Here is a 23,494-nt window from a genome sequence, read left to right as displayed (position 1 = left end):
CGTCGTCGGACGCTGGAAAGGCAACCCCCTCAACATGTGGGGACCACCCCAAGACCCCACCTGGGCCGCCAACGACCCCTACCTCCACGCAGACCAACTCCACAACACCACCCTCTACATCAGCACCGGCACCGGACAACCCGGACCACTCGACACCCCGGCCGCTCTGCACGGTGACCTGATCCAGTCGACCTGGCAGCTCCTGTTCGGCTCTCCCCTCGAAGCCGTCATGAACCTGTGCACCCGTCAGCTGCGAGATCGATTCCAGCAGTTGGGCATTCCCGCCACCTTCGACTTCCGCCCGATCGGCACCCATTCCTGGGGTTACTGGGAACAAGACCTGCACAACTCCTGGCCGCAATTCGAGGCAGCTCTCAACAGGCAATAGGGCGGCACTTTCGGCGATATGCCGAAAGTGCCGCCCCACTCAACGATTCGCGGCCCGAACCTGCCTACTCAGCAGCGAACACTGACCTGCCGATCGTAGCTATCGCGCAGGATGTACTCGCTTCCGTTGCTGTTCTCGGCGGTGATCTTCCAATCCTGCCCGCCGACATTGACGTGCTGCCCGTAGTGATATCCGTGCCCGCACACCGCGTCCTGCCAGGTATCGGCCTGCGCCGGTCCGGCGATCACCGCACAACCCGCACCGGCCACGACAGCCATAACCCCCACGCGAAACAGCGTTTTCATTTACCCCACCTCGGAATACCTTGTCGGAAACTCATTTTCGACGGCCGCCAGGCGAGCGTAACGCGACAACGCTGACAGATTCCAACCTCGACAACGATCTTGGCAGTGCCCTGCCATCACGGCAGTCGGCGCTAGGACGCGGGCTTCAGATGTGCCAGCGCGGTGATCATGCGCTCGGCGATGTCCGGCGGCCACGGGAAAGCGACGGTCGCCGCCCGCTGATGCGCGAGCCCGTGCAGGCCGAGCCACAACCCGATGGTGTCGGCGGACAGATCGTCGCTGGTGGCCTGACCGGCCTCGACGCAGTCTTCCAGCAGACCGGTGAGCAAGTGCAGGGTCACGTCGCCGAGCGAGACCACGTCGGCCTCGGTCAGCGTCGTATCGTCCAGCGCGGGCATCCACAGACCGCCGAACATGGTGCGATAACGCTGCGGATAGTGCACGGCGAACTCCAGGTACGCGTGCCCGAGGGCGTACAGCCGGTCGCGCGGATCGTCGCCGGCCGCGGCCAACGCGGCGCGCAGATGTTCCTCGAGCTCGGCGAACGCCTGCTGCACAACCGCCAGCATGATCGTCGGCTGATCGGGAAAATGCCGATAGATCGAGGGCGCGGCGATCCCGACCCGGCGCGCGACGGACCGCAGCGTGACGGCCTTTTCGTCGCCCGTCTCATCGAGCACCTCGACGGCCGCGGCCACGATCTCGTCGCGCAGGCGGGCGCCTTCCCCTCGGCGGTTGCGTACGCGAGCAGGAGACTCGGTCATGTTGTCTGCCATACCGTTAACTTACACCTGAAAACTTATCTGCGTTACCCCTTGATTCCGCAAAGCTAACGTGTGTATGTTTACAGACGTAATCACCCACTGAGCGCGGAGAACGACATGAACACCACCACTGTGACCACCGAGGTAGTGCTGCCAGGCAAGGTCGAGGCGACCGGCCTGCTGCTCCGAACCCGCGATCTGTCCGCGCCCCGGGCGGGACAGGTCGTGCTGCGGATGGACGCGACCGGCGTGTCCTTCGCCGAGCAGCAGATGCGCCGCGGCAAGTACTACGACCAGCCCCCGTTCCCCTTCGTTCCCGGCTACGACGTGGTCGGCACCGTGACCGCGGTCGGCCCCGAGGTCGATGCCGCGATGGTCGGCCGCCGCTACGCCGCGGTCGTCAAGGTCGGCGGCTGGGCCAGCCACCTGCTGATCGACGCCGCGGACCTGGTGCCGATCCCGGACGGCGTCACCTCGGCCGCCGCGGAGACGGTCGTGGTCAACGGGATCACCGCCTGGCAGATGCTGCACCGGATGGCCGCGGTGCCGAGCGGCGCGACGATCGTGGTGCTCGGCGCCAACGGCGGCGTCGGTTCCACCCTCGTGCAGCTGGCCAGGCACGCCGGCATCCGGGTGATCGGCACCGCCTCGCCCCGGCATCACGAGATGATCCGCGAGCTGGGCGCGATCCCGGTCGACTACCGCGACCCGGAGATGTATCAGCGCATCCGCGAGATCGCGCCCTACGGCGTCGACGCGGTGTTCGATCATGTCGGCGGCGTCGGCCTGGCCCAGTCCTGGTCGCTGCTGCACAAGGGCGGCACGCTGGTGTCCTACGGCACCGCGGCGACGAAGGACGAGGACGGCAATTCCCAACTGCCGGTGCTGAAGTCGTTCGCCCGGTTGGCCGCGTGGAACTACCTGCCCAATGGCAAGAGCGCCTACTTCTACAACTTCTGGGCGGGCAAGCGCCGGCTCGGCGCGTTCCGCAATCGGCTGCACGAGGACCTCGTCGAGGTGCTGCGGCTGCTGGCGGACGGCGTGTTGACGCCGCAGATCGCCGCGCAGTTCCCGCTGACCGACGCCGCACAGGCGCTCGCGCTCGCCGAGTCGCGCACGGTCGCGGGCAAGGTCGTCATCACCGCCTAACGGATCACCATTCAGTCGCCCGCCACGTCACCCGCACTGTCAACTCTGTTCGTAATCAAAGGAATTCAGCGATGGCCACCATGACCCTCTCCGCTCCGTCCACCTCCGTCGGCACGCACGCGGGCAACGTCGACAACCGCGCCACCTATCTCAGCTTCGCGCTCGCGTACCTGTTCGGACACGGCGCCGCCGCCCTCTCCAAGGGTGCCGATCCGGTGCTCAGCCTGCCCGGCTGGCTGCCGATGGCCCTGCTCGGCGCGGGTCTCGCCGCGGGCACCGTGTTCGCGACGATGGCCGCGCTGCGCGCTCAGCGCGATGCCGACGGCCCGGATGTCTTGTCCGGCAAGCTGCTCGGCGTTTCCTGGGGCAGCGCGTTCGCCGCCCTCTTCCTCATCATCACCGGCATCACCTCCCTGCTGGACCGGCCCGATCTCCAGGGCGTGCTCTGGCCCGTCGGCTCCGGCCTCATCGTCGGCCTGCTCTACCTCGGCGAAGGCGCCGCCCGCCGCAACGTCCTGCACTACTGCCTCGGCACGTGGCTCGCCCTGGTCTCCACCGGAGCGCTCCTGCTCGGCACCCCCAACCTGTTCTGGGTGCTCACCCTCGGCGGTGGTGGCGGTTACGCTATCGCGACTGTCCTCGAACGTCGCCGGCTCGCCGCACTGCGCTGAAACGCGTTGCGCCGCTAGCGAAGAAGAACTCGCCGATAGCCCCGACCGAAACCGAATGTCCGGAGCCCCACAGGCTCCGGACATTTCGCTGTCACCGATGCCCGCCCTGCACTCGACCCTGCACGATCTGCAATACCTGGATCAGGCTGCCCGTGAGGTCTTGCAGGCCGCGCAGGTCCGGCAATCCGCCCTGCGGGTCGGTCAGCGCGCTGAGGTCGATGCTGGTCGCGTTGAAGAAGAAGGCATAGCTCTTGCCTCGGACGGCCGCGTTGAGTTTGGGCGTGATCGTGTGCAGCCGATCGAAGAGGATTTCGAAGTCGTCGCCAGTGGCAGCGAGTGCGCTCATCAACTGGCGGGTGTTGACCAGCAGGGTGCCGAGCTGCTGGCCGGTGGTGTCCGCGTAGTCACCCAGCGCGGCGGTCGTGATCGACACCTTCGTGAGCAAATCACCGATCGCCCGGTTGTTTTCGGCAATCGAGCCGATCATCTGCGGCAGCGTGTCGGCCACCTGGCCGACCTCGCCGCGGCGAGCCTCGATCGTGTTCGCCAGCGTGCTGAACTCCTTCAGCACGCCATCGACTTTCGCGCTGTTGGCGTTCAAACTGCCGATCACACCGGTCATTTCGGTGATCAGGTGGGACAACTCACCACCGCGGCCACCGACGATCGCATCCAGCTCCGAGGTCAACTTGCCGAGGCGCACCAGGCCACCCCCGTCGAACAACAGCGAAACCGTGATCAGCAGCTGCTCGACGGTCGCGCCGGCCGAGGTCCGGTTCAGACCGATCGTGTCACCGTCGCCGAGCATTCGCGCGCCCGGTTCGACCCTCGGCCTCGATACCGCGACGAACACGTCTTCGAGCGGCGCGGCCTGCCGCAGCTCGGCCGTGCTGCCCTCGGGCAGCTCGATGTCCTTGCGGATGGTCAGGTCGACGATCGCCTGGAAGTTCTTGGTCTTGATGTTCGAGACCACTCCGACAGCGGAACCGCCGATCTTCACCTTCGCCTGGTCCGGCAGGTTCAGCACGTTCTCGAACACCGCGTGGACCGTGTAGGTTTCGCCGGAAACGCCGGGCATGGGTAGCGGCAGCTTGTCGACCGTGAGCCCGCACCCAGCCGTGATCGCCACTACCACGGCTGTCGCTACGGCGATGAAAGTCCTTCGTATGTCGAGTGTTTCGGCCCCTGAGCGCACCGTCAACTCCCCTCGCCATGGCTCGGACATTACCAGCGAGACGACGGCCGACGCGGCAGAATTGAAGAGTCAACTGGACCGATGCCCAGGACTGGCGGTCCGCTGGGCGACACGAAGTCCTGACTTCGCGTGGCGCCGAACCTACGCTCCTCCAGCAACTGCTCGAACTCCGCGATGAATGGGGGAACTCATGTTCACAGGACGCACACTGTGGTCGTCCAATCAGCCGATCGCCGCGCCCGCATTGACGGTGTACAACAACAAGCTGGTATTGGTGTGGTCGACCCAGAGCGGCACGATGTATACGGCGTCGGGAATGGAAACCGACGGCGTGGTCAACGCGAAACCACTGCCGGCGGATTTCAGTTTGCAGCGCCCGGCATTGGCGGCACACGCCCAGACCGGCCTGCTCTATCTCGGCTACACCCGCACCGACGGCAAAATGTGGCTCGCCTGGTCGAACAACGGCTTCGACTATCAGGATCGACGTGAATGGCTGGAGGCGCCGATCGGCGGACCTGCGATGCAGTCCGACAACGTCTCGATGTGGTTGAGCTACACCGCACAGCGCGACCTGAGTCTCTGCGCGGTGCAATCGCAGAATCCACCGTTCAGCAGTTATGGCAGATCTCCGCAACCCACCGAATACAGCATCGATAGTCCGGGCTTGGTGATCCATCCATCCAAGGGCGTGCTGCTGGCCTGGACGGGAATGGACAGCGCGAACAATCTGAACGCGCGCTACATCGGCGTCAATGTCCCGCCGACCAGGGCCACCTTCAGCGACCGACTCATCGGCGGCCCGAACCTGTTCACCCTCGGCGGCCGCTATGTGGCGGGATATACCGGCAAGAACACCAATATCTACCTGCTGTTCGGCGTCGACAATCTCAACGAGGGCCAAACCGAGCGCTGGAAATTCGCCGATACCAGCCCCTGGCCGCCCGCGGTCGCAACCATCAACGGAGTCACCTACGTCGCCTGGTTCGGCACCGACGGCCAGAACAAACTCAACTTCGCCGACCTGGGTTCCATGCCGACCATCTACCGCGGCGGCAGCGGATAGCCAACGATCAACGCGCCCACAGTGTTTCATCGACCGGGCCGGTGCCCAGATCGGCAACGAGATCCGTCGCGATCCGCTCGGCGACCACTCGGTCGAGCGTCGCGGCGGACCTGTTCAACGACACGTGCATGCGCCCATAAGCTTCAACGATGTTGAAGCCGACGAAGTTCGGTCCCGGCGGCGCGATCGATACGGTGATCAGCGGTGGTTCCGGACCGGCGGGCGGCGGCACGGTCGACCATCTGGTCCCGAACGACATCATCATCCGGACCCGGTCGCCGTTGCCCCGCGCCGGTGGTCGACCAGAATGGAGAATGACGAAGCGCTGCAAGGCATCCCCGAAAGTCAGCAGCGGCAACCCGCTGTCGAGGATCCGTCCGATTCGAGTGCTCAGCTGAGCCGGGGTGTCCGTGTCCAGGATCGGGACCGACTTCGACCAGCTGAAATTGCCCTCGACCACCGCGTCGACCGCGAGATAGCGCCGCAGATCGACCATGAACACCATCGTGTCGTCGACGTCGAGTCCGTGGTGGCGGCACAGCAGCAGCGCCCGCAGCGTCACGATCGACATCACCGACGCCGTCGAACCTCGCGCCGCGCGCATCTCGCGAACCTGCTGGATGAACGAATCGGAACTGGCGGCCGCCGTCACCGCGAAGGTAGGCGCACCGGGGCCGGAATCAACCGCCGCCCGAGCGCCGGGAGTCCGCAGCTGCCGAAGTTCGCGCTGGACCGTGATCGCCAACGACAGCCTAGATCGGGACCGGCCGAACGCCGTCAGCAGTCCGCGGCTCAGGGGCCCGGCGGTAACCGGAGCAGCACGATGGCGTCGCGGACCCGCCGAGGCCAGCAGCATTCCCAAGAAATCCCAGGTGGGGGTGCCGTCACCCAGTGCATGTGAATGCTGGAACAGCGCCCAGTCGCGGCCGAGGGTGAGCCGGAACGGCAAGCCGCCGAGATCGGACCCACCCGGATCCAACGAGCCGTCATCCGGGCAGCGTTCCTCGGAACCGGAAACCATCGCGCGCAGAAACGCGTCCTCCCAGCCGTGCGCCGGACGCCCTGTCCGGCCGCGCGCCTCGTCCAGCAGCCGCACCCTGACATCGTCGGGATAGGCGGTGGTCCAGTCGGCGAGCCGAGCACGAACCACCTCGGTGCGCGGCGTCCGGATCGACCGGATCAGCTTCTGTGCCGACACCCCGCACCACATCCGGTCGCGACGCCGGAGTGGACGAATATCGACAGCGGGCCAGTCGCCGATGTGCGCATTGCCGACGAGGCGCCCCCAGCGTAAATCCAAGCGGCGGTGTGTGTTCACCATTTGTAGCGCGATTCGGCCATGGCCGACCCCCTCGGGACAATCTCCGAGAAACGCTATCCGCCAGGCCGAATCAGCGGTATCCAGCGAACAATCGACAACCCCCGGTCGACTTTCCTTGCGTCTCAGCCGTTCCCGTAGACGCGCTCCGGGACGACGAGAACGACTGCGCGACGATCGGCGGCCATTACTCGGTCGTACTCGTCCCAATCGTCGTGCGTCCCACCGGCCGCGGTGAAGACCTCCCGCAGCAGCACCCGCAGCCGTTCGCCGTCGATACCCGGCACCTCGTCGTCGGGGCCCACGATCCACACCGGCCCCTCGACCGCCGCCCAAGCCCACCCGACCCGCGCGACGATCGTCATCCGCGGCCGAACGCGCAAATTCTCCAATTTCCGTGTGCCACCACGAATTACCATCCCCACCACCTGCTCGCCGGTCTGCGGATGCGCCAGCACACCCGCGTTCACCAGCGAGGATTGCACGGTGCCGTCGGCCCGCGCGGTAGAGACAACACAGAGGCCATGATCGCCGTCGATCAGGCGGGCGAAGTCCGCGATATCGGTCACGGGTGAAGTCTACGGACCGGCGGCGTCCGGGTCTGCCGGTACCGCGCCCGCCAGCTATTACGCCGTCGAATCGGCGTCTGACCGGGCCTGCTGACCTGGCCGTGGCGGAATCGGGATTACGCGAGGACACTGGGGCAAAGCGCAGAATTCACCTCCAGGAGCAATGTGATGGCATCCGACAGACCTTTCGGGATCGGTCCGGAAGAATTCGAACGCGCGTTGCGGGAGGCGGGGATCGAAATCCGCGACCTCATCGGTAAAGCCGGCGAGTACGTCGATCGCAGCGGCGTGAATACGCTGGCGTCGCTGTTCGGGCAGTTCGTGCAGCCGGAGCGGCCGCGGACGACGAAACCGGAGGACGAGACCACCGGCGAGACCGGCAGCGGCGTGTGGGTCATCTACAGCATCGATGACGGCGGCGAGGCCAGGATCGAGCAGGTCTTCCCGAGCGAGCTCGAGGCCCTGCGCGCGCATCGCGACAACACCGACGAACGGCGCCGCGTCCGCTTCCTGCCCTATGGTGTCCCCGCGACCGCACTGGATACCCCCTGACCCTGGTCGACTGACCTCGATCGCTGGCGAGGGCCGACACGCGGGACCTACCATGCGGGCACCGGCTTCGAGCCCAGCCCGGATGGAGGAGCACGATGACCATCTCGTTCGACGGTCCGCCCATCGAGATCGACACTCGCCCTGCGGTTCTCGACCAGTTCGTGGTCGACGAGACCGGGCAGGCCGGGCAACGACCGTGCGGCGTGGCCTACCCGGCCGATGCGGACGAGGTTGCCGCGCTGGTCCACTGGGCGCGCACGACGAAAACCCCACTCATTTCCCGCGGCGCCGGAACCAGTTTGGAAGGTCATCTGCTCGCGCAAGGCAACGAGCTGATCGTCGACCTGTCCCAAGCGAATTCGATTCTGGACATCTCCCCCGTCGATTTCACCGCGACGGTGCAACCCGGCGTCACCCGCACCCAACTCAATGCGGCTACGGCGCCCTTGGGTCTGCAATTCACGGTCGACCCCGGCGCCGATGCCTCGCTGGGCGGGATGGCCGCGACCAATGCCAGCGGCACCACCACCGTCCGCTACGGCGGAATGCACGCGAACGTCCTTGCCCTGCAAGCGGTCCTCGCCGACGCGACGGTCGTGCGGCTCGGCCGCGCGGTCCGCAAATCGTCGAGCGGCTACGACCTCAAGGACCTGCTCATCGGCTCCGCCGGAACCCTCGGCATCATCACCGAACTGACCGTTCGCCTGCATCCGATCCCGGAATGGATACGCTCGCTGCGTATTTCGTTTCCCACCGTGTCCGCCGCAGTCGAGGCCGCGCTCGAAATGATCGGCGCCGCGCTCCCGGTGAGCAGGCTGGAACTGGTGGACGCCCTGGGCATGATCGCGCTCAACGAATTTCGCAGCGCAGGCTATGCCGAGACCCCAGCCTTGTTCATCGATACCGAATCGTCGTCGGAACCGGCGGGCGCTGCCGAGGAGCAGGAGATCCGGCGGATCGTGCAGGCCCACAACGCCATCGATATCGCGGCCGCACGCACCCACACCGAGCGGCACGCGCTCTGGGAAGACCGGCACAACCTGTTCTTCGCGCTCAAGGCACGTCACCCCGGAAGCCAATTCATGGTGACCGACACCGCCGTCCCCTATTCACAACTCGCCGCCGCGGTCGACACCGCCACCCGGCTCGGCGAAGAACTCGGCTTGGACGTCAGCGTCGCCGGGCATATCGGCGACGGCAACGTGCACACCATCGTCCCCTATTCCGATCTCAATTACGATGCCGTGCAAGAGTTCTCCGCCCGCCTCGTCCACCACGCCCTCGCGGTCGGCGGAACCGCGACCGGCGAACACGGCATCGGCCTCGCCAAGAAGAAGTATCTACGCGAGGAACACGGCGCGGCCGTCGACCTCATGATCGCGATCAAGCGCACCCTCGACCCCCTCGGCCTGTTCAATCCGGGCAAGGTGCTCGACGCGTAACCCGTGTTCGACACCGATACGCCGCGCGTATAGAACGGAGACGTGACATCTCCTCATCTCGATCGCGCGCACGCCGTCCTCCGCGACACCCCGGTGGTGGACGGCCACAACGATCTCCCCTGGGCCATGCGCACCGAGGCCGGTTACGATCTCGACGCCATCGACCTGGCGGCTGATCAGAGCGGACGCCTGCACACCGACCTCGGCCGGCTCCGCGCCGGTGGGGTCGGCGCGCAATTCTGGTCGGTGTATGTACCCAGCAGTTTGACCGGGGACGCCGCCGTCAGCGCCACGCTCGAACAGATCGACTTCGTCCGGGCGCTGATCGAACGATTCCCCGATCGGCTGCAAGCGGCCGCCACCGCCGCCGACATGGAGGCCGCCCGCGCCGCGGGCCGGATCGCCTCGTTGATCGGTGCCGAGGGCGGGCACAGCATCAACAGCTCGCTCGCGACCCTGCGCACCCTGCATCAGCTCGGCGTGCGCTACTTGACGCTCACGCACAACGACAACGTGCCGTGGGCGGATTCGGCCACCGACGAACCGAAGGCCGGCGGGCTGACCGCCTTCGGCGCCGAGGTCGTGCGGGAGATGAACCGCGTCGGCATGCTGGTCGACCTCTCGCACGTCTCGCCCGACACTATGCGCGCCGCGCTCACCATTTCCGAAGCGCCCGTGATCTTCTCGCACTCTTGCGCCCGTGCGCTCTGCGACCACCCGCGCAACATCCCCGACGACGTCCTGGCCACGCTGCCCGCCAACGGCGGGGTGGCGATGACCGCCTTCGTCGCGTACTTCCTGGCGCCCGCCGCCAAGGAGTGGGCAGCGGCCGCCGACGAATACGTGCTCAGCCACGGTTTCCACCGGATGGACTGGTCACCGGAGGCCATGGAATCGCGGCGTACCTTCGAGGCGACACATCCGCGTCCCAAGGTGACCTCGGCTGCCGTAGCCGACCACCTCGATCATGTACGCGAGATCGTGGGCATCGACCACATCGGCCTCGGCGGCGACTATGACGGCACCGACTACCTGCCCGCGGATCTCGGCGACGTCTCCGGCTATCCGCACCTGATCGCCGAACTGCTCGGCCGCGGCTGGTCCGAGTCCGACATCGGAAAACTGACCTGGCACAACGCCGTTCGCGTCCTGCGCGACGCTGAAGAGGTCGCGAAAGACCTTCAGCGCACCCGTAAACCGTCCATCGCCACCATCGATCAACTCGACGGCGCAGCGGTGCGCCGGAACGAGCCTTCCAGCCAGGCGGATACCTGATCCATCCGATCGGCGGAAGCCGAAAGCGCTGTCGCTCAGTACGATAAGGCTCTCCCACGGGTCCGCCGTGGGAGAGCCACCAGGAAAGGAAGGTGTCGCCATGAAATGGCAAACCTAGCCGCCCGTCCCGGAAAGTCCGGGGACCGGGCGGCGGGTTCCGAGAGGAACGAGATGTCCCGTACAGACCGGACGAAACCGCTGTGGGTGCGCTTCGCGGAGCACAACCCCCGGCCCGTCCATGATCATCGTTACGGCACTTGCGATTTGCCGTCGCGCGTCACGCGCGAGAACGCCGACACCCACTGCCGGTGGGGATTCCCCGAGTTCGGCACGACCTGCTGCTCCGGCCCCAACGGGCGTGCCGCGAAAAGCGAATGGGGACAGATGAATAGGGCGCGCAACCGCAAAGATCGCTACGCGGCTCGGCTTGCGGCCCGCCGGTTCGCCGCCGAAGCGGATCTGGATCAGCGCGACGTGTGACGATTCCTTTCGGCGAAGACAGAGGTCTACATGGTGAGGGGCCCGGCCGGGTCCGATCACACTCGCCGAGCAGAAGGGCTGATTGCCTTGAGCCTCCCCGTCACCATGCGCGCACTTCAGCAGACATCGCTGAACGGCCCGCAGGACATGCGACTGATCACCGACGCGCCGGTACCGGTCCCCGGCCGGGACGACATCCTGATTCGGGTCACCGCGGCCGGCGTGAACTTCCGCGATATCTCGCAGACCCACGGCGCCACCACCGACAACCCGCGGCCGCCGTACGTGCCCGGTTTCGAGGCCGCGGGTGAGATCGTCGCGGTGGGCGAGGCGGTCACCGATCTGGCCGTCGGGACATGCGTAATCGGGGTCGGCTCAGGCGCTTTCGCCGAATACATGGTGTTGCCCGGGGCAGCGCCGGTGCCCGCGGGCTGGACCGCGGAGCAATCGCTTGGCCTGATCGTGAACTGGCCGACGGCCTTGGCCGCGCTCAGACCGCTCGGCGACCTCGCCGCCGGGCAGACCGTGCTTATCCATGCCGCGGCCGGCGCGACCGGTCAGGCCGCGGTGCGGCTCGCCAAGCACTACGGCGCGACGGTCATCGCCACCGCCTCGCCGGGCAAGCACGACACAGTCCGGGCACTGGGGGCCGACCACGTGCTGAACTCCCGCAGCGCCGACCTCGCCGCCGAGGTCCTGGAGCTGACCCGCGGCGCGGGTGTCGACGTGGTGCTGGAGTCGGTCGGCGGTGCGACTTTCGAGGCAAGCTTGGCCACGGCCAAACGGGTCACCGGCCGGGTCATCGTCTCCGGTCTGGCGGACAGCGAGGCCTCGATCAACAACTGGGACCTGGTGTACAAACACCAGGTCCACCTCATCGGCCTCAATATCGGGGTACTGATCCAGCACACACCACAGCTCTTCGGTGAACTCATGGGCGAGCTGTTCGGGCTCATCGCCGCGGGCGTGCTCACCCCCGGGCAACCCACCACATACGCACTGGCCGATGGCCCGAAGGCCCTCGCGGAGCTGGAAAACAGAGCGACCGTCGGCAAACTCGCCTTACTGCCGTGAGGCACGGTCGGTGCATGCCCACGCAGCGGCATGCACCGATTCAGGTCAGTCCTCGAGCACGTCCGGGAAGCCGAACGTTGTTGTGACCAAGGCTGAATGGTGAAACGCGACCACCCGCGATACCCCGCCGGCGGTCGCCTCCAACACGACCGCGCCGTACGCCCGAAGCTCGCCGTCCGTATCCCGGTGATAGACGACAGCGGCAGGCTGCCCGTTCGCGGTGGTCGCGAACATCCGCCAGTCGCCGGGCGTCCCCAGCACGTAGTTGTCGAGCATGCGGATACACAGCACCCGGCCCGCCGACCAGTCGCGGAACGGCGTCGCCTCGAGCGCGGCGTCCGTGCGCAGCACCTGCTCCAACAGTTCGGCATCGGACTGCTCGAACGCCGCGATATATCCGTCCAGCAGCGCACGTGCCCGCTGATCGGCCGGTTCGAGCAGCTCCGCGGGCTTGGGCTCGAGTTCATCGAGCCGCGCCCGTGCCCGCTGTAAACCGCTTTTGACCGCCGCGGTAGTGGTGCCGAGAATCCCCGCGGTCTCGGCCGCCGAGAACGCCAGCACCTCGCGCAGGAGGAGAATCGCACGCTGACGTGCGGGCAGATGCTGAAGGCTCGCGATGAGCGCCAACCGCAGCGACTCGCGGGCGACCACCACCTCGGCCGGATCGTCCCCGGCCGGGACAACCCACTCGTCGGGTAGCGGCTCCAACCACGAAACATCCTCCGACGCAACCGCGCTCGGCGGCCGGTCAGGCCCCTCGTACGCACCCGCCAGACCCGAAGGCAACACCCGAACCTGCCGCCGCCGCAACGCGGTCAAACAGACATTGGTGGCGATCCGATACAGCCACGCCCGCACCGACGCGCGACCCTCGAACCCGTCATAGGACCGCCACGCCCGCAAATAGGTCTCCTGCACCAGATCCTCGGCATCATGCGCCGACCCGACCATCCGATAGCAGTGCGCCAGCAACTCCCGCCGAAACCCCTCGGTCTCCGCGGCGAACCGCTCCCGACCCGGCGCCGACGTCATCCGCCGAGCCTAAGCCGAAGTGACCGCGTTCTGGCCATGTCCTGCTCCTCTACACCGTCTCCGCTGGTCGAAACCGTCATCCGTTACGACCAGCACACGCTGAAAAAGGAATCGAACCCCAGGTCAGGCCTAGATCGAGGAACCTCGGCGGCAATCTGGCGGACGCGCTCATATTCGCCTGCCACATGGCGTCGAAAGGAGTGAAGTCGGCACGTCGCGCGGTCAGGTGAGGGATCATTGGGTTAGTCGGGTGGATAGGGAGTTCCGTTATGTCGCAACCGATTAGCTCGAGCGGGAGTCGTTTTCGGGGGTTCTTCGCGGCCATTCTGGCGTTGTTGTTGGTGTCCGCGGGGTTTGTGGGGGCGTCTGCCGGGGCAGACCCCGGGCTGACTCCGCAGCAGTTGGCTGGACAGCGGGTGATCTACTCGTATCCGGGGCTGGTTCCGCCGCAGTCGCTGCTCGACGATATTCGGGGCGGGCGGGCGGCCGGGGTGATCTTCTTCGGGGAGAACATTTCCAGTTCGGATCAGATTGCCGGGGTGGTCGCTCAGTTGCGGCGGGCGCAGGCGGAGAGTCCGATCTCACTGCCGTTGTTGTTGATGACGGATCAGGAGGGCGGGCTGGTGCGGCGGCTGCCGGGCGAGCCGGTGCCGTCGGCGAAGCAGGTCGGTCAGTCGGCCAATTCGCTGGGGGCCGCGGTCAACACAGGGTTCGGGGCGGGAAACAACCTGCGAGGCGTCGGGATGAACGTGAACCTCGCGCCGGTGCTGGATGTCTACGACACTCCCGGCAACTTCATCGACCGCACTCAGCGCTCCTACAGTGACAACCCCCTGGTTGTCGCCGCGCTCGGATCGGCGTTCATCGCGGCTCAGCAGTCCACCGGTATCGCCGCCACTGCCAAGCACTTCCCCGGCCTCGGCTCCGCTCCGGCCGGGCAGAACACCGACCTCGGGCCGGTCACGCTTCCGGTGAGCCGGTCCACGCTGTGGTCGCGCGACGAGGTTCCATACTCCGTGGCCGTGGTCGCGGGAGTGAAGCTGGTGATGATGTCCTGGGCCACCTATCCCGCCCTCGACGCGGACCGCCCGGCTGGACTCTCACCCACGATAGTCAACCAGGAACTGCGCGGCCACAACGGTTTTCGTGGGGTGACCATCACCGATGCGCTGGAGGCCGGCGCACTGAGTGCGTTCGGGGACACCGGTCAACGGGCCGTGACCGCCGCGGCCGCCGGCCTGGATCTGATCCTGTGCTCGGCCCGCGACATCGACCAAGGACGCGACGCCACAAAGGCTTTGGCCGATGCTTACACCAACGGCCAGCTCGACCCTGCGGCGTTCCGCGAGGCGGTCGGCCGCGTCGACACCCTGCGCGCCGGGCTTTGGTGATCGAAAGCGAGCCCGAGCTACTCGCGGTACTACCGCGCCTCGTCCCGCAACCCATGCCCTTCGAGATAAGACGAGTTCAGCCAGGCGGCGGGCGTATTCAGCCGGTCGGCGTTGTCATGGCGCGACCCACCGCGGCTAACGTCGACCGCGGTACGCCGCGGCGGACATTGTGACCAGAGTTCAGGAGGTGCCGCATGGCGGCGACATTCGAGGCTATCCAAGCCGACTTCTTTCGATTCACGCAGGAGATCGTCTGGTGCACCATCACTTCGGTGAGCGGTGACGGCCGCCCGCGGTCCCGGATCCTGCATCCGCTGTGGGAGATGCGCGACGGCCGCCCGGTCGGCTGGATCGCGACCGGCAAGACGCCGGTGAAGGCGCGGCATCTGGCGGCCAATCCGGTTGTGGCGTTTTCCTATTGGAGCCCGGCGCAGCATGTCGTGCAGGGCGAGGCGGTCGCCACCTGGGTGGAGGACGTGGCGGTGAAACACCGGATCTGGGATCTGTTCATGACCACTCCGCCGCCGCTGGGCTACGACCTGCGCCTGTTCACGCCCGACGGCCCCGCCAGCCCGAAATTCTCCCTGTTGCGGCTGGATCCCGAACGCGTTCAAGTACTCGACGGGGCCGGATTCCCCACCAACTTCACGCCGCGGGTTGCCGTACTCAGACCACCCTCGGTCCCTGCTTCTGCCGAAATGCCAAGGCAATCGAAGTGAATGCCGGACAGCGCGTCGCACGACTCCAGGCCGCGTCGGTGGCGCACCGATGCGGCTAGTCCAGCCGAGTGGCTGGGTTGATTCAGCTGATCGGGGGGATCCGCCTATGCGGCAACGCGACTAGCGTCGAGAGGGTGATCGTTTGACCCACCGGCCGCGGGATCCGAGAGTCCGTCGTCTTCGCTCGGTCGCGCATCGCCGGTTCGATCATCAGGCGGCCTGCCGGTCCGCTCCGCACCACCAGGGCTCTCCCCTGTTCCCTGGTTCACGAGACCGGCAGGCCATTTCTGTGCTCAGGTTCGGGGCAATTGGAGACGCACGGTCCAGCCGCCGTCCGGAAGCGCGTGTGCCGTAACGGTTCCGCCCAGCAGTTGTGCGCGTTGACGTAGACCGGCGAGGCCGGAACCCGCGCTGGGTAGGTCGACCGGCGGTTCCTCGGATCTGACGTTCGAAATCGACACCGTCACAGCACGATCCGTGTACGCGGAGGCGATCGTCACCGCCGCGCCGGGCGCGTGCTTGTGCACGTTGGTCAACGCCTCCTGAATGGTCCGGTAGATGGCGCGCTCGCCGGCCGGTGTCAGGTTTTCCGGCAACTGGCCGATCAGTTCGACCGGCACGGCGCTACTGGCCAGCAGCGCCGGAAGATGATCGATGGACGGCTGCGGGCTGATCTCGCCCGCCGCGGCCGGGGCACGCAGGACCTTCACCATGTGCCGCAGTTCGTCGAGGGTATTGACGCTGAGCTTGCGAATGACATCCGCGGCCGTACGCGCGTCGCGGTCGGTGCTCACCATTTGCAGGGCTCCGGCCTGCACCGCGATGAGACTCACCTGGTGCGAGACCACATCGTGCATCTCCCTGGCCAGTTCGGCGCGTTCACGATCCCGCGCGGCCGCGACTTGCAACTCGCGTTCGTGGGCGTAGACGCGGTCGATCTCGTCCATCTGCCGGGCCAGCCGCTGTCGCGTCGCCACCAACCACCCCAGTGCGGCGGGGCCCACGCCAACCAGGGTGGCGAAAAGTATTTGGTGGAAAAGGAATTCGAGATCGTTCAACCCGAAATCGCCATAGGGCGAGGTGTACAGGCAGGACAACCCGAGCAGGACGGCGAACACCGCGACGATCCAGCGCGGCACCGAACTGCGCGCCACCGAATACAGCGCCGCTATCGGCGCAAGCAGCGCCCCAACCAGCATCGCGGCCGGCAAGGTGAGCGCGAACGCGACGATCGGCGCGTGCCGGCGCACGAGCAACGCCGACGCGGTGAGCACCGTGACGCCGATCTCCCATACCGCAAGGGGCACATCGCGATTGCACCAGACATCGAAGGCTCCGATCGCCGCCAGAGCCAGGTCGATGGCGACGGGCCAGCCCAGTTTGCGTTCGCTCATGGTAGGTCGGCGCGAAGGATGCCGGCCCGCTCGGCGATCAGGGCGGCCTGCACCCGGGTGCTGATGTTCAGCTTGGCGAAAATCGCACTGACGGAATCCTTTACGGTCCCCATGCTCAGATGCAGACGCACGCCGATGTCCGCGTTGGACAAGCCGTCCGCGATCAGCACGACGATGTCGCGTTCCCGATTCGTCAACCGCCGCACCAGTTCGGGCGCCCCGGTGTCGACCGTGTCGAGATAGCCTTCGACCACCGCCTTGGTGACCTTCGGCGACAGCACCACCGCGCCGCCCGCCAGCGCCCGGACCATCGCGCCGAGATGCTGCGGCTCGGTGTCCTTGAGGATGAAACCGGAAGCGCCCCTGCGCAATGCGTCGGCGATGTACTCGTCCGCGGCGAAGGTGGTCAGCATAGCCACGACCGGCGGCTGCGGCGCTTCGAGCAATTTCGACAGAACGTGCAGACCGTCGACATTCGGCATCCGGATGTCGAGCAGCACGACATCCGGATCCGCCGCCCGAATCGCGGCCAGCGCGCCCATGCCGTCGCTGGTGACGACGACCTCGATGTCGGCGGCAGCGCCGAGGATCAGCGTGAAGCCCGATCGCACGAGCGCCTCGTCGTCCACTATTGCCACGCGAATCATGAGCACACTTTCATCAACGAAATATCCGCCAAGGTTGCCTCGGTCATGGCCGAGTGAATAGCGCCGAACACCGATAGCGGCCGACCGGCGCGAATGTTCCAGCCGGTCGGCGGGGATCGTCATCCGATCGGCTGAAGGGCAGGCACCTCGGTCGGGCGCAAGGTCTCGGCCAGTTCGGCGCGCATCCGTTGCAGCCGTTCGATGGTGGCGGCGAGATCGGCGTCCAAGGCGCGCACGGATTGTTCGGACGGTCCGGCCTCGTCCATCTGGCCGATCTGCGCCAACGAGAAGCCCAGATCGGCAAGGCGTTTGACCTGTAGCAGGCGAACCAGGTGGGTCTCGTCATAGCTCTTGTAGCCGTTGGACTGTCGTTCGGGCTCGGCCAGCAGGCCGATCTCGTGATAGTGCCGCACGGTTCGGATACTGGTGCCGGCGAGTTCGGCGAGCCGGCGGGTACTCCAAGCCACGATGTCCACTCCTCGGTCCTCGATCGAATGCGTTACCGCCAGCCTCGCCGCGGAGCCGAACGGTCGCATCGGTAGTTTTCGCCTATCCGTGCCCGGTGATCACCGGGCGATCGGGAGATTTCCGGTCTGTCGCAGCACATTCGTGCCGCAATGTATTTCGCCGCCCGCCACGTGCAGGGTCTCCCAGTCGTCGACGTAGTGCACCGACACTCCGGCGGACCGGTAGGCGTCGGTGACCGCGGTCTCGAACACGTCGCGGCCGTTGATGACCGGGCCCCATTGCCGTGGCGCGATGTAGTTCGACGCGTTGATCAGCACGCCGTTGATCGCTCCCGGGTAGAAGCTCACCAGCGCGTCGGGTTCGTCATCGATGCCGGCGGACAGCTCGTAGAGACCTGGAATGCGCACGAAGTCTTCGGGTTTCGTGCCGGTCTCCTGGAACACGCGCTCGACGTTCTCGTCGATTTTGCGGGCCGCGAATTCGTTGTCGGCGACGAAGCGCTGATCGGCCAGGACATTGTCGATGGTCCGATCGGGTGCGCCCGGTTTCGAGAACGCCCGTTCGGCACCGTGACCGGCTCTTTGCTGCGCACGCAGCAACTCCAGCCCGCGCCGCGGATCCGATACCGCGGGCCGCCATCCTCGACCGGACGGAGTCGGCAGGAACTGGATGAATTCGTCGACGTGGCCGACTACCAGCCAGGTGGTGTCCAGGGTCAGTGGCGGCTGAATCTGCTGGGCGGCAAAGAATTTCTGCAATTCCGGGCTGCCCACGGTGGCGTCGTTGCGGTTTCCGGTGCCGATGATCACGCGGCCCTGCGGAAACTCTTTCCCGTTGTGGGTGTACGGCGGGATCGTCTCGACATTTCCGAACGAGTCCACGTGGCGATCGCCGGCGCCGCCGATTTGGATCGCGCCCATACCGGGGCCTCTGAGGTCGAAGACGGACCGGCCGCCTTCCCGCTCGGGTTGTGGTGAGCGGATCGCGACGCGTAGCGAAATGGTCTTTCCGCCGGGGCCGGGCATCGAGACATAGCCGAACTCGACGAAATCTTGTGCCCAGGTGTCGGTGGTGTTCATCTTGATCAGCGGTGCCTGCACGCCGCCGGACTGCGCGGCCGCGGTCAAATCGCCGACGAAGCGGTCATACGCCGGGTCGTCCTCGCTCGACGGAATCACCAACGCCTCGGCGTTCTGGTTGTGGCTGTGCAGCAGGAGCGGCGCTACTCGAACGGCGACGTCGTCGGTGACCGTTCGCCGGCCGGTCCGGACGGTGAATCGAACGGTGACGGTGCCATCCCACACGGCCCGATCACGGACGACATCGCGCGAGTCGATGCCCAAGGTCGCACCGTCGCGCAGTTCGGACTCGGTCAAATTGTCGTTGGGCTGCAACCTGATCCACGAATCCTGCCGCTTGACGAAGACGCGGATCTGGTCGGCGCCCACGCCCACCGGTTCCACCCGGCCGGTCATTCCGTCGATGCCACGCCCGACCGGCATCGTCACCATGGGTGCCAGGTAGTCCGGTGCGCGCGCGACGTCGTCGGCCGCGTCGTGACAACCGGCGAGCTCGGCGTCGGCGGCCGGGCTTCGGCTCGATGGGCAGCGGCGCGCCACATCGCCGATGTTCGGGAGCACGATCGCGCCGTATTCGGCGGTCCATTTGCCTTTGTCGATGCCGGCGCCGACATCCTTTCCGTCGACGACACCGTCGCGATTGGTATCGGCCCGGATATCCGCGACGAGCCGATCTTCGGTCGTCGCCGAACAGCCGGTCAGGACCAAAGCGGCAGCGCCGGCGACTAACCAGATCTTACGATATGCCAGGTCAAATATCGTTTTCTGATTCACCTGATCGACGCTACCCACGAGCGACGCGCATTAACCCCCGCCGAATGGCTGAAAGAGAGGGGCCGACAAGCCCTTCGATGACCGCCGCGACCAGCCACTCGGCGGAATCATTCGACCGAGTGGCCGGTTCCCTTGCGTGACAGCACATTCTATGGTTCGAACCGGGTCAGAATTGCTGACCGTGTCGGTTTGTCCGACGGAGTTTGCTCGCGATTCCGGGCACTTACCCGAGCGCGCGAGCCCGCCCCGAACTGTGGGCGATAAAGGAGTCACTTTCTCATGTACGACGTCATCGTCGTCGGCGCGCGTTGCGCCGGCTCGCCTTTGGCCATGCTGCTCGCCCGCCGAGGTCATCGGGTGCTGGTGGTCGACCGGAACAGCTTTCCGAGCGATACCGTTTCCACGCATTACATCCTCCAGGTGGGCATGGCGCGGCTACGTGATTGGGGTCTACTGGACAAGCTCGTGGCCACGGGGGCCACTCCGGTCCGCCGGCAGTATTTTTCCACCGCGCTGTCCGGATTCGCCGAGATCGACGGCATCACCGAGACCTATGCCCCGCGCCGGACCGTGCTCGACGAGCTGCTGGTCGACGCCGCGCGGGCCGCAGGCGCCGAAGTGTTGGAGAAGTTCACCGTCACCGATCTGGTCTGGCGGGACGGACGGGTGGTCGGGGTGCGGGGTAGCTCCGCGGGCGGGCACGAGCAGGAATTCCGGGCGGGCTTCGTCGTCGGAGCGGACGGACGCAATTCCACCGTCGGCAATCTGGTGGATGCCGAGTATCACCGGGTGGTGCCGCCCGCCGGCTTCTTCGCCTACAACTACTACGACGGGCTCGACTGGGACTTCCACCACCTGACCGGCCGGGATCTGCAATGGTTCGGCACCTGGCCGACCAATGACAATCAGCATCTGGTCGCCGTGATGCGCCGGCTGGATCGGTTCGCGGAATTCCGCGCGGATGTCGAGGGCAGCTTCCATCAGGTGATCGATCAGATCGTGCCGGAATTCGGTGCCCAACTGCGCGATTCGGGCCGCCGCGCCGAACGATTCCGGGTCATGCGCTATCCGGACAATTACTACCGCCGCTCCGCGGGCCCCGGCTGGGCGTTGGTCGGCGACGCCGGCTATCACAAGGATCCGTTCACCGGGTGGGGCATCTCCGACGCGCTGGTCTACGCCGAGTTGCTCGCCGACAAGCTGCACGCGGGCCTGTCCGGCGCACAGCCCATCGACGAGGCGGTGCGCGAATACGAGCAGTCGCGCGACCGGCGTTCCGCCTCGAACTTCGAATTCACCTGCACCATCGCCGAACTGACGCCGCCCCCGCTGCACCGGGCCGCCTACCGCGCCGCCACCAGCAGCGAACTCGGGCTGACGCAATACTTCACGCTGGTCGGCGGTGGACTCGACGCCACCGAATTCTTCGGCCGCGACAACCTGCAAGTCCTCTACGACGCCGCAGGCACGCCGACCGCCGAGCGGCTGTTCCCCGCCCAACCCTGATCAGGAGGAATTCGCTGTGCTCCGTACTGCTCGGCCAAAGCGGCGGTCAGGGCGTTCGCCGAAAGCCTTCAGCAGGAACTGAATTCAACGAACGTCAAGGTGATCGCCGCCTATCCCGGTGGGCTCCGAACTCCGATCGCGCAGTCAGCGTTGCATGCACCCGATGTCGATCGCGAACGGATGATCGCCTTCTTCGATCGGACCGGATGCGCGGGTGGCCGATATCGCGGCCCGGCTCGGCGGCAATTACGACCTGTGGATCAAGCTGGTGAGCCGGTTACCCCACTGACCGGTTTCACAGCGTCAACGTCGCGAGCACGACCTCCAGCGCCTTGCGCATGTCGTCGGCCTCGATCCGCATCAACGTGGCCTCGTCGAGGGCCCGCAGGTCCAGGCTGTCGTCCATGGCGAGGCGGTATTCGCGCTCTTCTTCCGCGCCCTCGATGATGTTGCGGATGAAGCGGCCGTTACCGGCGATGTCGATGCCGCGGCGGGGCAGCCCGCTCTGATCGGTGCCTTCGGCGTGGTAGAGGTCGGTGCAGGCGGTGCGCAGGAGTTCGATCGCCGCGTCCGACACCGCGGAGTCGCGCTTGTCCGCGATGAATCTGCCGATGTCGCAGAGTTCCTCCGGTGCGTACGAGTCGAACTTGACCCGCTTCGCGAACCGGGACGCGAGGCCGTCGTTGCTGGCCAGGAACCGATCGATCTCGCCGTCGTAACCGGCGATGATGACGACCAGGCGGTCGCGGTCGTTCTCCATCCTGGCCAGCAGGGTGTCCACCGCTTCGCGGCCGAAGGCGTCGCCGCCGGACAATCCGGTCTGGATCAGCGTGTACGCCTCGTCCACGAACAGCACGCCGTCCATCGCGGAGTCGATCAGCGAATTCGATTTGATCGCGGTGGAACCCAGGTGCTGGCCGACGAAATCGGAGCGCTTGGCCTCCACCACATTGTCGGTCTTGAGCAGACCCAGCCCGCAGTAGATCTTCGCGACCACCCGGGCGATGGTGGTCTTGCCGGTGCCGGGCGGGCCGGTGAAGGCCAGGTGCTGCCCGCGCGGCATGCTGTTGAGCCCCTTCTCCGCGCGGACCTTGGCCAGGGTGGCCGAGGACTGCAACTTGGCCACCTGAACCTTGACCGCGCCGAGGCCGATCTGGGCGTCGAGTTCCTTGCGGGCGGCGGCCAGCACCACCTCCGCCCGGTGCTGCTGCTCCTCCTCGGCGGCCTCGGCCAGCGACGGCGCGGACGCCGGATCCCAACGGTCGGTGCGGGATTCGATCTGCTCCCGGGTGGTAACCACGATCCGGAACTTCGGATCGTGCATCGCCTGAGCGTTCGAGGCGAACTCCGGGACCTGCGTGTAGACCGTCTCGAACAGCGCCCGCGCCTCGTCCTCGTTGCCCTGTTCGCGCAACGCCAGGCCGCGGCAGTACATCGCGGCGATCCGGGCCGCCGGAATCGGCCCGCGCTCAGCCAGTTCCAGCCGCCGCGTCCCCTCCCCGAACAATCCGAGGTGTGCGCACGCGGTGCCGACCATGACGTGCGCGCCCGACGCCATGTACTGGTCCTGCCATTCCGCCGACCCGGCCAGCACCGCCATCACGTCGGGCCACAGCTGGGCGGTGAAGTACAGCACGCCGCGCGCGTAGGCGCAGATCTGGTCGTCGATCGCGCGGTCCGGGTCGTCGGTGAGCTGTCTGCGCCGCTCGTCGAGGCCGTCCAGTACCTGGTGCGCCGCCTCGAATTCCTTGTCCTGCACCAGATGCATCGCCTGCGCGATCCAGATCTCGGTGAGGCTGGCGATCGGATAGTCGATGTACTGGCCGATCTGGAACCGACCGGCCAGCTGCCGCGGCGGCAGCCCGAGGCGGCGCTGCTCGCGCATCAGTGAGGTGACCGAGGTCCGGTGCAGCTGGCGCAGCACGTCTTGACTCACGTCACCGGCGGCGACGCGGCCCAACCAGGCATCGCACATCTCCGGGTCGAGCTCGGTGGCTCGGCGGAAGGCTACCTTGGCGTACTCGAGGTTCTTGGCGGCTTGCTGGCCGTCGACCATCAAGCCCAACGACAGCACGCCCGCGTCGAAGATCTGTTGCGCTTGCCGATTGGCTGACATGCCGGGCAACGTAGCGGCAAGCCGAGGACGTGGCATATCGGGCGCGGTCCGCGCCCACCGCGCATTCATCGGCAGTTCACCACGCCGGTCGGCGGCGCGCGGATAACCGCATGTCGTTGC

22 protein-coding genes and 2 pseudogenes are annotated in these 23,494 nt (G+C 66.5%); 13 read left to right on the top strand and 11 right to left on the bottom strand.

What is annotated here, in order from left to right; genetic code table 11:
- The coding region (locus AB0M22_RS44375) for an alpha/beta hydrolase-fold protein (protein ID WP_364739678.1) at positions 1-388 on the top strand (388 nt) is incomplete at its 5' end.
- Positions 389-456: 68 nt separating this feature from the next.
- On the opposite strand, the gene AB0M22_RS44370 is transcribed toward AB0M22_RS44375, so the two are convergent.
- Positions 457-693, bottom strand: coding sequence for a hypothetical protein (locus AB0M22_RS44370; protein WP_364739676.1), 237 nt, complete (start codon positions 691-693; stop codon positions 457-459).
- A gap of 131 nt (positions 694-824) precedes the next feature.
- Positions 825-1,469: a TetR/AcrR family transcriptional regulator gene (locus tag AB0M22_RS44365; protein ID WP_364739675.1), complete on the bottom strand. Its 645-nt coding sequence runs from the start codon at positions 1,467-1,469 to the stop codon at positions 825-827.
- A 105-nt stretch (positions 1,470-1,574) separates the two neighbouring features.
- Between AB0M22_RS44365 and AB0M22_RS44360 the strand changes: the two genes are divergently transcribed.
- Both AB0M22_RS44360 and AB0M22_RS44355 read left to right on the top strand, forming a co-directional pair.
- Positions 1,575-2,606, top strand: a complete 1,032-nt coding sequence (locus tag AB0M22_RS44360; protein WP_364739673.1) for a medium chain dehydrogenase/reductase family protein — start codon at positions 1,575-1,577, stop codon at positions 2,604-2,606.
- 71 nt (positions 2,607-2,677) lie between these two features.
- Entirely contained in the window at positions 2,678-3,277 is a 600-nt protein-coding gene (locus AB0M22_RS44355) for an ABC transporter permease (RefSeq protein ID WP_364739670.1), read from the top strand.
- 91 nt (positions 3,278-3,368) lie between these two features.
- On the opposite strand, the gene AB0M22_RS44350 is transcribed toward AB0M22_RS44355, so the two are convergent.
- Positions 3,369-4,502: an MlaD family protein gene (locus AB0M22_RS44350; protein WP_364739667.1), complete on the bottom strand. Its 1,134-nt coding sequence runs from the start codon at positions 4,500-4,502 to the stop codon at positions 3,369-3,371.
- A gap of 160 nt (positions 4,503-4,662) precedes the next feature.
- Between AB0M22_RS44350 and AB0M22_RS44345 the strand changes: the two genes are divergently transcribed.
- Complete coding sequence (locus AB0M22_RS44345; RefSeq protein WP_364739665.1) at positions 4,663-5,538, top strand: hypothetical protein; 876 nt, start codon at positions 4,663-4,665, stop codon at positions 5,536-5,538.
- 7 nt (positions 5,539-5,545) lie between these two features.
- Here AB0M22_RS44345 and AB0M22_RS44340 read toward each other — a convergent pair whose 3' ends face one another.
- Together AB0M22_RS44340 and AB0M22_RS44335 are read right to left on the bottom strand one after the other, a co-directional pair.
- Positions 5,546-6,736 (bottom strand): hypothetical protein, encoded by a 1,191-nt coding sequence (locus AB0M22_RS44340; RefSeq protein WP_364739662.1) that lies wholly within the window; start codon positions 6,734-6,736, stop codon positions 5,546-5,548.
- A gap of 245 nt (positions 6,737-6,981) precedes the next feature.
- Positions 6,982-7,425: a pyridoxamine 5'-phosphate oxidase family protein gene (locus tag AB0M22_RS44335; RefSeq protein ID WP_364739658.1), complete on the bottom strand. Its 444-nt coding sequence runs from the start codon at positions 7,423-7,425 to the stop codon at positions 6,982-6,984.
- A 168-nt stretch (positions 7,426-7,593) separates the two neighbouring features.
- On the opposite strand from AB0M22_RS44335, the gene AB0M22_RS44330 reads away from it, so the two are divergent.
- The 5 genes from AB0M22_RS44330 (at position 7,594) to AB0M22_RS44310 (ending at position 12,248) form a co-directional block, all read left to right on the top strand.
- A complete protein-coding gene (locus AB0M22_RS44330; protein WP_364739655.1) occupies positions 7,594-7,977 on the top strand; it encodes a hypothetical protein in 384 nt (127 codons plus the stop codon).
- 95 nt (positions 7,978-8,072) lie between these two features.
- The gene (locus AB0M22_RS44325) at positions 8,073-9,419 is read left to right on the top strand and encodes an FAD-binding oxidoreductase (RefSeq protein WP_364739652.1); all 1,347 of its coding nucleotides are present in this window, start codon (positions 8,073-8,075) and stop codon (positions 9,417-9,419) included.
- A gap of 42 nt (positions 9,420-9,461) precedes the next feature.
- Complete coding sequence (locus AB0M22_RS44320; RefSeq protein WP_364739649.1) at positions 9,462-10,694, top strand: dipeptidase; 1,233 nt, start codon at positions 9,462-9,464, stop codon at positions 10,692-10,694.
- A 171-nt stretch (positions 10,695-10,865) separates the two neighbouring features.
- Positions 10,866-11,174, top strand: a complete 309-nt coding sequence (locus AB0M22_RS44315; protein WP_364739646.1) for a hypothetical protein — start codon at positions 10,866-10,868, stop codon at positions 11,172-11,174.
- Between the two features lie 87 nt (positions 11,175-11,261).
- Positions 11,262-12,248 (top strand): NADPH:quinone oxidoreductase family protein, encoded by a 987-nt coding sequence (locus tag AB0M22_RS44310; protein WP_364739643.1) that lies wholly within the window; start codon positions 11,262-11,264, stop codon positions 12,246-12,248.
- A gap of 45 nt (positions 12,249-12,293) precedes the next feature.
- Here the strand turns inward: AB0M22_RS44310 and AB0M22_RS44305 are convergent, their stop codons facing one another.
- Positions 12,294-13,280: an RNA polymerase subunit sigma-70 gene (locus tag AB0M22_RS44305; RefSeq protein ID WP_364739640.1), complete on the bottom strand. Its 987-nt coding sequence runs from the start codon at positions 13,278-13,280 to the stop codon at positions 12,294-12,296.
- Between the two features lie 269 nt (positions 13,281-13,549).
- Here AB0M22_RS44305 and AB0M22_RS44300 point away from each other — a divergent pair, with 269 nt between their 5' ends.
- Together AB0M22_RS44300 and AB0M22_RS44295 are read left to right on the top strand one after the other, a co-directional pair.
- The gene (locus tag AB0M22_RS44300; protein WP_364739637.1) at positions 13,550-14,671 is read left to right on the top strand and encodes a glycoside hydrolase family 3 N-terminal domain-containing protein; all 1,122 of its coding nucleotides are present in this window, start codon (positions 13,550-13,552) and stop codon (positions 14,669-14,671) included.
- A 194-nt stretch (positions 14,672-14,865) separates the two neighbouring features.
- Positions 14,866-15,390, top strand: a complete 525-nt coding sequence (locus AB0M22_RS44295) for a pyridoxamine 5'-phosphate oxidase family protein (protein WP_364739635.1) — start codon at positions 14,866-14,868, stop codon at positions 15,388-15,390.
- Positions 15,391-15,683: 293 nt separating this feature from the next.
- Here AB0M22_RS44295 and AB0M22_RS44290 read toward each other — a convergent pair whose 3' ends face one another.
- From AB0M22_RS44290 to AB0M22_RS44275, 4 genes and pseudogenes are all read right to left on the bottom strand, one after another.
- On the bottom strand, positions 15,684-16,784 hold the full coding sequence (locus tag AB0M22_RS44290) for a histidine kinase (RefSeq protein ID WP_364739632.1): 1,101 nt from the start codon (positions 16,782-16,784) through the stop codon (positions 15,684-15,686).
- Positions 16,781-17,431: a response regulator transcription factor gene (locus tag AB0M22_RS44285; protein WP_364739630.1), complete on the bottom strand. Its 651-nt coding sequence runs from the start codon at positions 17,429-17,431 to the stop codon at positions 16,781-16,783. The genes AB0M22_RS44290 and AB0M22_RS44285 overlap by 4 nt, the downstream gene beginning before the upstream one ends.
- A gap of 137 nt (positions 17,432-17,568) precedes the next feature.
- Positions 17,569-17,967 (bottom strand): annotated as a pseudogene (locus tag AB0M22_RS44280) (MerR family transcriptional regulator); the annotation flags it as partial.
- Positions 17,968-17,997: 30 nt separating this feature from the next.
- Positions 17,998-19,686, bottom strand: a complete 1,689-nt coding sequence (locus AB0M22_RS44275) for a protein-arginine deiminase domain-containing protein (RefSeq protein WP_364739627.1) — start codon at positions 19,684-19,686, stop codon at positions 17,998-18,000.
- A 345-nt stretch (positions 19,687-20,031) separates the two neighbouring features.
- On the opposite strand from AB0M22_RS44275, the gene AB0M22_RS44270 reads away from it, so the two are divergent.
- Both AB0M22_RS44270 and AB0M22_RS44265 read left to right on the top strand, forming a co-directional pair.
- On the top strand, positions 20,032-21,258 hold the full coding sequence (locus AB0M22_RS44270; protein WP_364739625.1) for an NAD(P)/FAD-dependent oxidoreductase: 1,227 nt from the start codon (positions 20,032-20,034) through the stop codon (positions 21,256-21,258).
- 9 nt (positions 21,259-21,267) lie between these two features.
- A pseudogene (locus AB0M22_RS44265) lies at positions 21,268-21,396 on the top strand (SDR family NAD(P)-dependent oxidoreductase); the annotation flags it as partial.
- 157 nt (positions 21,397-21,553) lie between these two features.
- On the opposite strand, the gene eccA reads toward AB0M22_RS44265, so the two are convergent.
- Positions 21,554-23,374, bottom strand: coding sequence for a type VII secretion AAA-ATPase EccA (gene eccA, locus AB0M22_RS44260; RefSeq protein WP_364739622.1), 1,821 nt, complete (start codon positions 23,372-23,374; stop codon positions 21,554-21,556).
- Positions 23,375-23,494 lie beyond the last annotated feature (120 nt).

This window comes from Nocardia sp. NPDC051756, assembly GCF_040681495.1.
Classification (GTDB): Bacteria; Actinomycetota; Actinomycetes; order Mycobacteriales; family Mycobacteriaceae; genus Nocardia.
The sequence above is the reverse complement of the archived record's forward strand: the minus strand, read 5'-3'. Positions and strand labels throughout refer to the sequence as shown.